Origin of the sequence: Pseudomonas sp. BJP69 (genome assembly GCF_007633355.1) — a bacterium.
GTDB classification, from domain to species: Bacteria; Pseudomonadota; Gammaproteobacteria; order Pseudomonadales; family Pseudomonadaceae; genus Aquipseudomonas; species Aquipseudomonas juntendi.
Genome location: NZ_CP041933.1, coordinates 5,363,453 through 5,377,296, shown reverse-complemented (window position 1 = coordinate 5,377,296; position 13,844 = coordinate 5,363,453). Strand labels below are relative to the sequence as shown.

Here is a 13,844-nt window from a genome sequence, read left to right as displayed (position 1 = left end):
GAAGGGTCGCGCTGAAAGCCCGACTTTAGAAGCTACCTTTGAGCGGGTATTCGATGATCAGGTAGAGGCGGTCGATGTCATCGCCGCCCTGGGCCTGGTTGGCACGGTGGCTGACGTGGGAGAATGACAGGCTCAGGTCCTTGGCGGCACCGGATTGCACCACGTATTTCAGGTCTATGTCGCGCTCCCAGTGCTTGCCGCCGTTGCCGTACTGGTTCACATAAGCCCCATTTGCCGGGGCATGGCTGCCATCGATGTTGCGGCCACTGACGTAACGGCCCATCAGGCTCAGGCCGGGCACGCCCAGGGTGGCGAAGTCGAGGTCGTAGCGCAGTTGCCACGAGCGCTCGCCAGGGCCGTTGAAGTCGGCGTACTTGATCGAATTGGCCAGGTAGATGGAGTCGCCACCGACGAAGTCGAACGGAGTGTCGCCCTCGACTTTCTGATAGGCCAGGCTCAGCGCCTGGGCACCGAAACGGTACTTGGTCAGCAGGCTGTAGGCGAGCGTGTCGATCGCACCGGCGCTGGCGCTACCGGTGTCACGGGTGTGGTAAAGGTTGCCGTCCAGGCGCCAGTTGCCTTCGGTCAGGTTCAGGTTGAGGTAGGCCTGGCGCCAGGTGTCTTGCAACTGCCCGGCATATAACGCGCCGCCGAACGGGCCAGATGGCGCGAAGCTGGCGCCTGCCAGGCTGATGGCGCGGTTGTGGGTGGTGGCGCCGTAGCCGCTGAAGTCGTCGTGGGTCGAGCTGTTGTCCTGGTTGTTGAAGGCGGTGAAACGCCCGGCCTGCAGGCGCCAGTCGGACAGGTCATTGTTCTCGACCAACCAGCCGGTGGCGTATTCGGGGTGCAGGCGTTTGTCGCCGGTGTCGAACACCGGGGTTTCAACCATCATTTCCCCGTAGCGCAGCTGGGTGTTGCCCAGGCGCAGCTTGAGCGCGGCACCGGCGCTGGAGTAGTCGGATTCGCCGCGGCCATCGCTGTCGCGTGGCAGCAGTCCGGTGCCGGCGTGGCCGCGACCGCCGTCGAGCTTGAAACCGAGAAAGCCATGGGCGTCGATACCGACGCCAAGCGTGCCTTCGGTGAAGCCCGAGCGGAGCTCGCCGATGAAGCCCTGGGCCCATTCCTGGCGGTAGTTCTGGCCACTGCCGGAAGGTGAGCGAAAGTCGTTGTGCAGGAAGTAATTGCGGCTGAGCAGCGACCAGCCGAGTTCAGCGGCCTGGCTGAATGCCGGGCACAGGGCGAGGGTGGCGAGCAGGGCGCGGCCTGGTCCGTGGGTGGCGCGGATCATGGGGGGCTCCGGCGGATGATCCGGGAGTGTGGGTGAAGGATAGGCCAGGGGTCTTGTAAGGGTGTGCTGGGCCCTGTGCGGTACCTGTAGGAGCGGGCATGCCCGCGAAGAAGCCAGCTCAGGACTCAAGCCATGTCGCTGATCGCAAACTCCTCAGCCAGATGATCGATCAACGCCCGCACCGAAGGCAGCAACCCACGCCGCGACGGGAATATGGCATGCACGATGCCACAGCGCGGGTGCCAGTCCGGAATCAGCTCCACCAGCCGCCCCGCCGCCAGGTCCTCGCGCACCGCCACCCGCGGCAAGTGCGCAATGCCGACCCCGGCCACCACGAAATGGCGCAAGGCAAACAGGTCGTCGGTCACCATGCGTGGTTTGTGCGGTATGACGATGCTGCGGCTGCTGTCTTCACCCCGAAACAGCTCCCACTGGTACTCGCGCTGGGCGCTGCCCCAGTGCAGGCTGGGCAGCGTGCTGAGCAACTGCGGGTCGAAACCTTTGGGCAACTGCTCCAGGTATTGAGGTTGGCCGACCAGGCACTGGGTGCTGTTGCTCAGCACCTTCATCACCATGTCGGTGTTTTCCAACGGTGGAAAACGCACCCGCAAAGCGATGTCGAAGCCCTCGTGCAGCAGGTCGACGCGGCGGTTGGTACTTTCGATGAACAGCTCCACCTGCGGGTACTTGAGCATGTAGCGGGTCAGCATCGGCCCGACCCAGGAATTGAGCAGGGTGGTCGGGCAACTGATGCGCACCAGCCCGCGCGGTTCGCTGCGGTTGCGCTCGATGATCTCCGCCGCACCCTCGGCCTCCACGCGCATGGCCAGACAGCGGTTGTAGTAGGCCTGGCCGATCTCGGTGAGCGAGCAATGGCGGCTGGTGCGGTGCAGCAGGCGCACGCCCAGGCGCTCCTCCAGGTCGGCGATGCGCCGGCTGAGCTTCGATTTGGGCATGTCCAGCGCCCGGCCTGCCGGGGCGAAACCACCGTGCTCGACTACCTGGGTGAAGTAGTAGAGGGAGTTGAGGTCTTCCAATGATCGGTCTCCGGGTTTGGCTTGCCGGCGATAAGGCCAGCACAGCCCCTACACAGCCATCGTTCACGAAACGGAACGCTAAAGCCAGATTCTGCTGACTACCGCCACAAAGGTGATGATTTTAATCTGTGCCCATCAACGCGAAACACCCCGAATAGCTGAAAAATTCATAAACCTTTGGAGCGCAGACCATGAGCAAATTCACCTACAACCGCCTGAACAAAGACGACGCCGCTGTACTGCTGGTAGACCACCAGGCTGGCCTGCTGTCGCTGGTGCGTGACATCGAGCCGGACAAGTTCAAGAACAACGTCCTGGCGCTGGCCGACCTGGCGAAGTTCTTCAACCTGCCTACCATCCTCACCACCAGCTTCGAACAAGGCCCCAACGGCCCGCTGGTACCCGAGCTGAAGGAGCTGTTCCCGGACGCGCCGTACATCGCTCGCCCCGGCCAGATCAACGCCTGGGACAACGAAGACTTCGTCAAGGCGGTGAAGGCGACTGGCAAGAAGCAACTGATCATTGCGGGTGTGGTGACCGAGGTGTGCGTGGCATTCCCGGCGCTGTCGGCGCTGGAAGAGGCGTTTGACGTGTTCGTGGTGACTGATGCTTCCGGCACCTTCAACGAAATGACCCGCGATGCGGCGCATGACCGCATGAGCCAGGCCGGTGCGCAGATGATGACCTGGTTTGGCGTGGCCTGTGAGCTGCACCGTGACTGGCGCAATGATGTGGAAGGGCTGGCGGCGCTGTGCTCCAACCACATTCCGGATTATCGGAATCTGATGACCAGCTATAACGCGTTGACTGCGGGTAAGTAACCGATCACTAGCAGTACGCATACAAGCCGGCTCCTTGCATAAGGGGCCGGCTTTTTTTGTTTACTGTACCGGCCCTTTCGCGGGCTCGCCCGCTCCCACAGGTGTCGCGCAAGCTTCAAACCCAGTGCAGAACCTGTGGGAGCGGGCATGCCCGCGAAGAGGCCGGCACCGGCAACATCAATTCACGGGCTGCATTCAGGTTGCACCAGAACAGGCTCTTGCCGGTTTCGCCCAGGTGTTACAGCGCTTTGTAGCCACAGCCGTAAGCGCCCCGCAGGTACTGGGCGACATGCACCAGGGCGTCATGGGCGCAGATGCCCGGGTTTACGGTGAACAAGTGTGGGTGGCCAGCATCGCAGCGGTTGAAGGCGCGTTGGGCTGTGTCGGGCTGAACTGTAACGACCCATTTCCCCGCAGAAGGCCGAAGTTGTACGCGGGGTGGAAAACCGGTGGGCAGGCAAGCCGGTTGGCCAAACGGCTACACGCGCACAACTGCCATTACGGCAGCCCTTTATCACATCCGGGTTTCCATACCCGATCGCTGAACCGACAGCGACCCGGTGATCGTCAGGAGACAGGATGAGGGCGTTCAGAGCCCCCAGATTGGCGAGTGCCCCATTCCGCTTTGGGCAATTTCTGACAGTGAAAAAGGATGGCATGACGGCGCCATTGAGGAACGTCGAGAGCAAACTGGGCAACCCGGAAATCCTTCAGGAGTAACCCTATGTTCCGCTCCACTGCCAGCTTGAAAGGTGTAAGGCATGACCTTACACTAACCCTTCAATGATCAGAAGTTTCAGGCACAAGGGCCTGAGGCTGCTCCATCAGCAACGTGACACATCTGGGGTGCGTGCGGATCATGTCAATCGCTTGCGGCGTTTGCTTGCTTCCCTTGACGTAGCAAAAACGGCTTCAGATATGAATCGCCCTGGTTATCGTCTTCATCCCCTGCATGGAAAGCTGGAAAGCTTTTGGGCGGTGAATGTTTCGGGTAACTGGCGCCTCGTGTTTCGCTTCATTGGTACCGATGTGGAGCTTGTTGACTATCTCGATTACCACTAAGGAGGCCTCAGCCATGCCTATGTTTGATCCTCCCCATCCCGGGGAGTCATTGCGAGAGGATGTGTTGCCCGCAATTGGAATGAACGTCTCTGAGTTAGCTCGTCACCTGGGCTACTCACGGGGGCAGTTATCCACGGTGCTCAATGGGCGTGCCGCAATATCTGCCGATCTTGCTTATCGACTTGAATTGGCTGGCCTCGGTCCTGCCCGGCAGTACCTTGCCGAACAGGCGGCCTACGATCTTTGGCAAGCGGCCCACCGTGAGCATCCTAAGATAGAGCGGTTGATATTTGCCTGATTGTTCAGTCCGCATCCGAATCAAACAACCGCTCCAACTCAACCCGCGCCTCCTTGGCCGTTTGCATCACCTTGGCCCGGTCATCGCGGACCTGCCCCTGGGCCACCAGCACTTCTTCGTCATGCTGGGTGAACCGTGCAATCCGGTCCGCCGCCTGCTCATCGCTCAAACCCAGCCCCACCAGCGCGCGGCGGGTCATCTCCAGGCTGGAATAGAACGTCTCGCGGATTGGCTCGGCACCGACATCCGCCAACTTGTGCACATGCTGGCGGTTGCGCGCACGGGCCAGCACTTTCAGGTGCGGGTACAGGCGCTTCACCCGCTCAGCTGTGTGAATGGCAGCTTCAGGGTCATCGATGGTGATGATGAAGTACTCCGCTTCACCCACCTTGGCGGCATGCAGCACTTCCGGGCGCAGCGGGTCGCCGTAGAACACCGGCACCTGCTCGAACATACGAGTCATCTCGATGGCATCGACCGAGGTTTCCAGGGCAATGAACGGGATCTTCTGCGCGCGCAGGATGCGTGCAACGATCTGACCCATACGCCCCATGCCGACGATTACCGCCCGAGGCGTATCCGCCTGTATCTGCTTGTATTGCTCAGGCACTTCACGCGCAGGTTGCGGCCGCTTGAGGGCGCGGGCGCAGGCAATCATCAGCAGCGGGGTAATGGCCATCGACAGGGTGATGGTCATCAGCAGCAGGTCGTAGGTCTGGGTGTCGAACAGGCCCTGGTCCTTGCCCAGCTTGAACACCACAAAAGCGAACTCGCCGCCGGCCGCCAGCACCATGCCCAGGCGTAGCGCGCTGGCGCCGCTCAGGCCACCGGCCAGGCGGCCAACGCCAACCAGCAGCACCAGCTTCACTGCCACCAGCAGCAGGGTCAGGCCCAGCACCACCAGCGGCATTTCCAGCAGCAGCCGCAGGTTGGCACCCATGCCGACACTGATGAAGAACAAACCCAGCAGCAGGCCCTTGAAAGGCTCGATCTGAGATTCCAGCTCATGGCGGTACTCCGAGTCCGCCAGCAGCAAGCCGGCGAGGAAGGCGCCCAGCGCCATGGAAATGCCGGCTTCCTCCATCAACCAGGCGGTACCGATCACCACCAGCAGCGCAGTGGCGGTAGACACCTCTGGCAGGCCGGTGCGGGCCACCGTGCGGAACACCGGGCGCAGCAGGTAGCGGCCGCCGACGATCACCACGGCGATGCTGGCGAAGATCTGCAAGCCGTGTTGCAGGCTGTCGCCGTGGCTGGTGTCCGGCCCGCTGGCGGCCAGCAGCGGCACCAGGGCGATCAGCGGTATGGCGGCGATGTCCTGGAACAGCAGGATGGCGAAGGCCAAGCGGCCGTGCGGGGCATTGAGTTGCTTGCTTTCGGCCAGGCTTTGCAGGCCGAGGGCGGTGGATGACAGCGCCAGGCCAAGGCCGAGCACGATGGCCGCAGGTAGCGCCTGACCGAAACCGAACAGGGCAATGGCGCCGATCAGCATGCCGGTCAGCACCACTTGGGCGGTACCGACGCCGAACACTGCCTTGCGCATCAGCCACAGGCGTTTGGGTGACAATTCCAGGCCGATGATGAACAACAGCAGCACCACGCCCAGCTCGGAAATGTGCGCCACGCTTTCGGTATCGCGGATCAAACCCAATGCCTGCGGGCCAATGACCACACCGGCCAGCAGGTAGCCAAGCACGGCACCTAGTTGTAGGCGCTTGGCCAAGGGCACGGCAAGGACGGCAGCGAGCAGAAAGATCACCGCGGTTTGTAGAAGGCTGCCTTCATGTGGCATGGGCTCGTACTCCATGAGCTGCCGGGGCAGCGTTCGAACAGGTTGGCGGACAATTCTGAGGGCTGGGGTGGCGTTAGACAATCTGCCATCGGGGAGAAAGATTGTCCTGAAAAATGAGACAACCGGTGCAGCCCCTGTGGGCGCGGGTTTCCCCGCGAAGCGGCCCGCACAGGAAACACACTGACTCAGGCCCCACCAAACTGTGCCCGATACTGCGCCGGCGTCATGCCAATCCGTTCGCAGAACACCTTGCGCATGTGCCGGTCACTGCCAAACCCGCACTGCGCCGCCACCACCTTCAGTGGCAGGTCGCCGCATTCGAGCAACTGGCGGGCGCGGTCGATGCGCGCATTCTGCAGGTATTGCAGTGGCGTAATCCCCACCTCGCGCTGAAACGTGCGGGCAAAGTTGCGCCCGCTCATGGCCACCAGGTCGGCCATTTTCTGCACGGTGAAGGCCTGCTCGATATGATCGACGATGTATGCCTGCACCCTCGCCACTGGCGAGTCGTCGCGTGGCACTGCCGCCAGCAGCGGCCCATACGGCGTTTGCCCTCCTTGCCGGTGGCGCGCCACCAGCAGCACCTTGGCCACTTCCAGGGCCAGTGCCTTGCCGTGGTCTTCGGCGATAACTGCCAGTGCCAGGTCAATGCCCGCCGTGATGCCGCCAGACGTGATCAGGCAGCGATCGATGACATAGATCTGCTCGGTTTCCACCTTGGCCGCGGGAAACGCCTGCGCCAGGCGCTCCACGTAGTTCCAGTGGGTGGTGCAACGGTAGCCGTCCAGCAGCCCGGCCCGGCCCAGCAAAAATACCCCGGTACAAATCGCCCCGAACCGCTTGGCACTGCGCACGGCCTGGGGTAGCCAGCGCTCGAGCACTGGCAGCGCGATGTTGTAGGCGCCAGGGCCACCGGGCACCAGCAGCAGATCCACGGCGGCAGGCAGGTCTTCCAGGCGTAGGTCGGCCACCACCTTCAGCCCGCATGAGCCACGCACCGCCGCCTGCCCCTCGGCCAGGGTGAGCAACTGGTAGCGCCGCTCGGCCGGCAGGAAACGGTTGGCGATGGCGAATGCATCCATAGGCCCCGTCACGTCCAGCAACAGCACATCGTTGAACAGCACCATGGCTACGGTGCGGTGGGCGGTTTTTTCCTGCATTGCTTTTCTACCTTGAATCCTGGGTGCGGCTGACGGCCTGTAACTGAATATGAAACGCATCTTATGGTAGCGGCAAACCCGCCAGGGCCAGCACCGCACAATTAAGAACAATTCAGCTTTGACTCAGGACTTTGTCATGTGCCGGGGGTGAGACTTTCCCTACTGAACAGGAGAGTCGCCATGCACGACGGGACGCCTCAAATGCCGCTGCAACCCCCTGGGGCCCTGACGCCTGCGCGGTTACGCCTGGCCAAGGAACTGATGCTGCGCAGCTCGCTGTCGATCATCGAGATCGCCGGCCTGTGCAACCTCACACGCAGCCATTTCTCCCGAGCTTTCAAGGTCAATACCGGGCTTTCGCCCCAGGCCTGGCGCCTGCTGGCACGCATGGAAAAGGCCAAGCGCCTGCTTGCCACCGAGGCGCCCATTACCCACGTGAGCCTGGAATGCGGGTTCTGTGACCAAGCCCACTTCACCCGTGCCTTCAGCCGCCTGGTCGGCCAGCCGCCGAATGCGTGGCGCCAGGCCCAGGCCTATTCTTAAGCCGGAGCTATTCACGGGTATAGCCCCCTGCGGGTAGTACCGCGCCGCTTTTCCAACCGAGGAGTCACCCCCATGAGCCAACCCGATTACAAGCGCCTGAACAAAGACGACGCCGTGGTACTGCTGGTGGACCACCAGACCGGCCTGATCTCGCTGGTGCAGGACTTCACCCCCAACGAGTTCAAGAACAACGTGCTGGCCCTGGGTGACCTGGCCAAGTTCTTCGGCCTGCCGACCATCCTCACCACCAGTTTCGAGCAAGGCCCGAACGGCCCGCTGGTGCCGGAGCTCAAGGCCATGTTCCCGGACGCGCCCTACATTGCCCGCCCAGGCCAGATCAATGCCTGGGACAACGAGGATTTCGTCAAGGCGATCAAGGCGACCGGGCGCAAGCAATTGATCATTGCCGGCGTGGTCACCGACGTGTGCGTGGCCTTCCCGACCCTGTCGGCGCTGGCGGAAGGTTTCGAGGTGTTCGTGGTCACCGATGCCTCGGGCACCTTCAACCCAACCGTGCAGCAGGCAGCGTGGGTGCGCATGACCCAGGCGGGCGCGCAGATGATGAACTGGTTCTCGGTGGCCTGTGAGCTGCACCGTGACTGGCGCAACGACATCGAAGGGCTGGGCAACCTGCTGTCGCAGCGCATACCCAACTATCGCAACCTGATGAACAGCTATGCGGCGCTGACGTCGCGCTGATTCAGCCCTGAACCGGCCTTGCAGCGGGTACACCCGTTCCTGCAGCGTGGTATGCGCAGGTGCGGGTGCACCGTGAACAGGCCGGCACAGGCTAGCGGTCACTGACCGGCAGGGTGAAGCGAATCCGGCAGCCGCCCAGCTCCGACACCAGCGCCTGCAACTGGCCGCCGTGGGCCTGCACCACCGAATTGCAGATCGCCAGCCCCATGCCCATGCCGCTGCCCTTGGTGGTGTAGAACGCATCGAACACGCGCTCGCGTTCTTCAACCGCAATGCCCGGCCCGTTGTCGTCCACACAGATCTCTACCTGCCCCGCAACTACCGCCGAGGCAATGCGCAGCACGCCATCGGCACGGTACCCCGCCAGTGCCTCCAGGCCATTGGTGATCAGGTTGAACATCAGCTGTTGCAACTGCACTGGGTCGGCCACCACGCTGACCCCCGCGTGCAAGTGCGTTTGCACCTGCACTGCGCCCTTGGCGGCATCGGTCGAGGTCAGGCGCACCACCTCGCGGATCACCGCGTCCAGCTTCACCGCCTGGCGCTGCAGCGGTGCCTGCTTGGCCAGCGAGCGCAACGCCCGCAGGATGTTGGCAGCACGCTCGCTGTCGTTGCGGATGTCCTCCAGCCCGGCCATCGCTTCTTCCAGGTCGGGCTTTGCACGCTTCAGCCAGCGCAGGCTGGCGGCGGCATTGGCAGCGATACCCAGCAACGGCTGGCTTATTTCGTGGGCAATCGAGGCCGACAGTTCGTTCATGACTTGCAGGTGGGCAGTGCGCGCAAGCTCTGCGCGAGAATGACGCCGTTCCGCCTCTATCTGCGCCCGGCTCTGGTTGTCTTCGGCCAGGCGCGTGTAGAACTTGGCCGTTTGCAGTGACACCGCGGCCTGCGCCGCCAGGATCTCCAGCATGGCCAGGCGCTGGCTGCCGAACAGGCCGGGTACCAGGCGGTTTTCCAAGTACACCAGGCCGATCAGCACCCCCTGGATCACCAGGGGCAGGCACAGTACCGAGCGGGCGCCACGTGCCTGCAGGTCCTGGCGAAAGGCTTCGGGGCAATCGCTTTGCGCATCACTCAGCACCAGCGGCTTGCGCGTACGCATGGTGGTGTTGATGACCGACAACGGCGCCTGGGTCATGAATTTCTGGCAATTGTCCATGTTCACGTGCAGCCCGGCATCGTCGATGTAGGCGAGGGCGGCCATCTGGAATTCGGCACCGCTGACGATCAGCAGCGCACCGTGGTCGGCGCCGGAGTGCTCGGTCAGGTGGCCCATCAGGGTTTCGATCAGGCCTTCCAGCAGCACCTCCTCGGACAGCGCTCGCGCCGCTTCGATACCGGCCTCAAGGTCCAGCCTGGCCTGCTGCGTGGCACGCTGGGTTTCCTGGATCGGCTGGGTGCGCAGGAACGGATGCAGGGTCTCGAGTTGCTGCACCTTGCCGGTTGCGCCCCAGATGTGGAAACAATCGCGAGCGACGCGCAGGTGCAGGTTGGCACCGGAAATCAGGCCGCTGGGGATGCACACTTCCGCCAGTTGCTCATGGGCCAGCGCCTGTTCGTGGATGAAGCCGGCAGCGGTGGCGGCGATCTGGGCCTGGTCGAAGCAACGAATGGCGGCCAACCCGTCGCCCTCCAGCTTGGCGATCACCCCTTCGATCAGCAGCAATTTGTTGCGGAACGTGGCCGGGTTGAAGCCTGCCCAGTGAGCGAAGCGCTCACGCAATGCCTGTAGTGCGTGCAGCTTGTCGGCAAGGCGGCCGGGGGCCTCCGGGCTGCCCAGGAGCAAGCCACGGAACAGGTGATAGTCGGCCAGGTTGATGTGGGCCGGCGCGGCCCAGGCGTAGTCGCCGGCCCGCGCCAGGTTGGCCATGGCCTGCGTATGGTTGCCCAGGTAGAAGGCGCTCATGCCGGCGAACAGGTACTCGAAGAACCGTGTAATGGGCGAGTTCGAGGGTGCGGTTGCGGTCGTGCCGGTGGTGCCGCTGAGGGCGGCGACGAACGCTTGCTGGGCCAGCAGGGTCTGCGCCACCTCCAGGTAGCCATGCCGGCGCGCAGTGGCCAGGCCCTGGGCGACTTCCTCGGCCACTTCCGGCAGGTAGCGGCCCATGATCAGCGAGTCGGAAACCAAGTGGTTGCAGGCATGGCAGCTCATGGCCAGGTCGCCGCTCAGGTGCGCCGAATCGACGGCCTCCACGGCGGTGCGGCGGGCCAGCTCCATGGGCGACGTCCAGGCACTGAGCTGGTCCAGAGCGAGCAGCGCGCTGCTCAGGTCGGCCTCCAGGCCGTGGCGCTCGATCAGCTTGAGCGCCGCCAGGCAGCAGCTATGGCCATCGTGATAGGCACCAAAACGCTCGGCGCACATCACCCCGTACCAGGCCAGGCCGTAGGTGCTCCCTGGCGCTACGCCATGCAGCAACGCCAGCTCCGTGAGCTTGGCCAGGTGCAGGAAACACAGGTCGTCCTGCACCAGGAAGGATGACGACAGGGTCGCCAGCAAACCTACTGCCAGTGCGACCTCTTGCGAGTCGGTGCGTGGCAGCGACTCCAGGCAGTGGAGGCCTTTCTGCTCGATCAGGCTTTGCACACGGGCATGGCTGGCTTGCACCTGGTGTGGGTCAAGGCCTGGCGCGAGTTCGATACCCAGCATCCGCAGGCCGCCAAGCGCGCTGGCGATGGCAGCCTGGCAGTTACCCTGCAAGGTCTCCAGGCGTGCCTGCAACTGGCACACCCTGGCCCGCTCCAGCGTCGAGCCGGCACGCTGGCGGCATTCAGCCAGGCGGGCCTGGGCGGCGACCGTGCGCGACAGTTGCAAATCGCACTCCGTTGCCATGCTGGCAATGGCAAAGCCAAGCGTGGCGCGGCTTTCCAGCGTACTGCAGGCTTCGAGCAGCTGTTGTGCCGTGTGCAGGTAGCCGGCGGCCTGCTCATAGGCGCGGCTGTCACGCGCCCGCTGCGCCGCCTCGTACGTAAGCTGCAGGAAGGTTGCGCAGTCATTTGCGGCAAACCCGCACGGGCTGGCGCGTTGCAGCTGATGGGCAATCTCGAACAGCAGCGCCTGCAAGCGGTCTGGCCAGGCCCCGAGCATGGCCACGGCAATGCGCGCATGCAGCGCTTCGCGCTCGTGCCCTGGCGTGAGTTGATACGCCGCCTCCTGCACGCGGTCATGCACGAAGCCCAGGCCGCTCTGGCTCGACAGCAGGAAGCCCGCGGCAATCAGGGCCTGCACCGCAGTGCCTGGCGCCCGCCCCAGCACCCGCTGCAATACGCCATTGTCGCAGCGGCTGCCTGCGGCGCTGGCGATGCGCAGTACGTCGCGCTGTGGCGCGGGCAGGCGCGCCAGGCGGTGGATCATCAGCTCGGCGACATTGTCGGCGTAACGGTGACGGGCCACGGCCTGTGGGCACCACGACCAACGCATGGCCTGGGTATCGAAGAAGAACAACTGGTCTTCGACCATGGCGCGCAGGATCTGGTGGATGAAGAACGGGTTGCCTGCGGTCTTCTCATGTACCTGTGCAGCCAGTGCCAAGGCGGCTTCGGCATCCACGTGGTAGCGCTCGGCGATCAACTCTGCCACCGCGCCAACGGCCAGCGGTCGCAGGTTCAGGGTGGTACTGCGCAGTGAGTGGGGGACACTGACCGGGCCTTGGGTAGTGCCGGTGTCGCTGCGTTGGGCAAAGATCAGCAGCAGGTTGCCGGGCGCGTTTGCCAGCAGTTGCGCCAGGAGCTGGCGCGAGGCCTCATCGACCCACTGGATGTCGTCGATGAACAGCACCAGTGGCAGGCCGGGGCGGCTGAATACTGCAAGGAATTCGACCACGGCCCGCAGCTCCTTCTGCAGCGCCATGGGGGTAAGTTTGCCTGGCAGTGGCGGCAACGCGCCAAGCACTAGCTGCAGGTCTGGCGCCAACTTGCCCAGCAGCCGGCCGTGGCCTTGGATGCGGCGCAGGATGTCGTGGCGCAGGGCGTCGAGTTCGTGGCTGTCCTTGGCCAGCAACTGGGTGGTCAGGGCGCCGAGGATTTCCACCCAAGGCGCGTAGGGCGCAGCCTGCGACACGCTGTTGCACTTGCCGACCGCCCAGTACCCTTGAGCATTGGCCTTGAGTGCAGCGGCCACCAGGCTCGACTTGCCCATGCCTGCGGCGCCTTGAATATGCAGCACTTGCGGCGTGCTGTCGCGGCGCAACCCCTTGAGCAGCAGCGCAATGGCCTGCTGTTCGGCATCGCGGCCATACAGGCGGCTGCCATGGGCGGCGACCGGGTCGGCGCAACCTGGTTCGAAGGCCGCCATGTGTTTGCTGGCAGCCCATTGCCGGTGGCAGTAGCCCAGGTCCACGGCCAGGGCGTGTGCGCTCTGGTAGCGTGCGTCCGGTTCCTTGGCCAGGGCCTTGGCCAGCACGCTGCTCAGCGGCTGCGGCACGCGGTTGTCGACTTCGCAGGCGGTCTTGGGTTGTACCCCCGCATGCAGCTGACGCCAGTGCTGGGTATCGCGCCCGGTCAGTGGCAATTCACCGAGCAGTAGCTGGTACAGGATCGCCCCCAGGGCATAGATGTCACTGCGCAGGTCGTTGTTGCTGCCGTGCGGGCAGACTTGCTCGGGCGCCAGGTAGGTCCAGTTGCCGAGCGGCATGCCTTGCTCGCCGAGCGGATGCGCAGGTGTTGCACGGAACCCGCCCAGCCGCACCTGCAAGTTGTCCTGCACATGCACATGGGCTGGCTGCAGGGCGCCGTGCAGTACATTGCTTTGGTGGGCCTGGGCCAAGGCAGTGGCGGCGTTCAGCGCAATCTCCAGGAACGGCTCCAGCGCCAGCCGGCCTTCGCTGAGCAGGTCGGCGATGGAGTGACCGGCCGGGTACACCAGCAGTGGGCCTTCGGGGGAACGCACGAACGCGCACGGCACCACTGCCCACTGTGGGTCCAGTTTCAGCCGGTAGTCGCGCTCCAGGCGCTGACAGGCGGCGGGCGCTTCGAGCGGTGCTCGCATGGCGAGCCAGGCTTGCCCGCTGGTGGGGTCGCACAGGCGGAAGCAACTGAGCTCGCCATCCTGGCCCAACGCTGTGATGTCGCAGTTGTTGAGCCAGCTTTCGTCGACTGTCTGGTCGTAATCGATGGGCCTGTGAGCAAGGCGTTCATCGCGCATGAAA

At 63.9% G+C, this 13,844-nt stretch carries 10 protein-coding genes; 5 read left to right on the top strand and 5 right to left on the bottom strand.

The features are described from left to right. Window positions 1–25: 25 nt before the first annotated feature. Window positions 26–1,288, bottom strand: coding sequence for an OprD family porin (locus FPB55_RS25070; protein ID WP_144189511.1), 1,263 nt, complete (start codon window positions 1,286–1,288; stop codon window positions 26–28). A gap of 125 nt (window positions 1,289–1,413) precedes the next feature. Continuing rightward, on the bottom strand, window positions 1,414–2,325 hold the full coding sequence (locus FPB55_RS25065) for a LysR substrate-binding domain-containing protein (protein WP_054881724.1): 912 nt from the start codon (window positions 2,323–2,325) through the stop codon (window positions 1,414–1,416). Window positions 2,326–2,516: 191 nt separating this feature from the next. Here FPB55_RS25065 and ycaC (FPB55_RS25060) point away from each other — a divergent pair, with 191 nt between their 5' ends. From ycaC (FPB55_RS25060) to FPB55_RS25050, 3 genes are all read left to right on the top strand, one after another. After that, on the top strand, window positions 2,517–3,146 hold the full coding sequence (gene ycaC / locus FPB55_RS25060; RefSeq protein WP_009681627.1) for an isochorismate family cysteine hydrolase YcaC: 630 nt from the start codon (window positions 2,517–2,519) through the stop codon (window positions 3,144–3,146). Between the two features lie 783 nt (window positions 3,147–3,929). Beyond that, window positions 3,930–4,208, top strand: a complete 279-nt coding sequence (locus FPB55_RS25055; RefSeq protein WP_009681629.1) for a type II toxin-antitoxin system RelE/ParE family toxin — start codon at window positions 3,930–3,932, stop codon at window positions 4,206–4,208. Window positions 4,209–4,221: 13 nt separating this feature from the next. Beyond that, window positions 4,222–4,506, top strand: a complete 285-nt coding sequence (locus tag FPB55_RS25050; RefSeq protein WP_009681630.1) for a HigA family addiction module antitoxin — start codon at window positions 4,222–4,224, stop codon at window positions 4,504–4,506. Window positions 4,507–4,510: 4 nt separating this feature from the next. Here the strand turns inward: FPB55_RS25050 and FPB55_RS25045 are convergent, their stop codons facing one another. Continuing rightward, window positions 4,511–6,298 (bottom strand): monovalent cation:proton antiporter-2 (CPA2) family protein, encoded by a 1,788-nt coding sequence (locus FPB55_RS25045; protein WP_125854674.1) that lies wholly within the window; start codon window positions 6,296–6,298, stop codon window positions 4,511–4,513. Between the two features lie 185 nt (window positions 6,299–6,483). Further along, a complete protein-coding gene (locus tag FPB55_RS25040) occupies window positions 6,484–7,458 on the bottom strand; it encodes a GlxA family transcriptional regulator (protein WP_009681632.1) in 975 nt (324 codons plus the stop codon). Window positions 7,459–7,638: 180 nt separating this feature from the next. Here FPB55_RS25040 and FPB55_RS25035 point away from each other — a divergent pair, with 180 nt between their 5' ends. Continuing rightward, a complete protein-coding gene (locus FPB55_RS25035; RefSeq protein ID WP_029887800.1) occupies window positions 7,639–8,001 on the top strand; it encodes an AraC family transcriptional regulator in 363 nt (120 codons plus the stop codon). 72 nt (window positions 8,002–8,073) lie between these two features. Next, window positions 8,074–8,700 (top strand): isochorismate family cysteine hydrolase YcaC, encoded by a 627-nt coding sequence (gene ycaC / locus FPB55_RS25030; RefSeq protein WP_125854675.1) that lies wholly within the window; start codon window positions 8,074–8,076, stop codon window positions 8,698–8,700. Window positions 8,701–8,791: 91 nt separating this feature from the next. On the opposite strand, the gene FPB55_RS25025 is transcribed toward ycaC (FPB55_RS25030), so the two are convergent. Further along, entirely contained in the window at window positions 8,792–13,840 is a 5,049-nt protein-coding gene (locus FPB55_RS25025; protein WP_144189509.1) for an ATP-binding sensor histidine kinase, read from the bottom strand. Window positions 13,841–13,844: the final 4 nt, after the last annotated feature.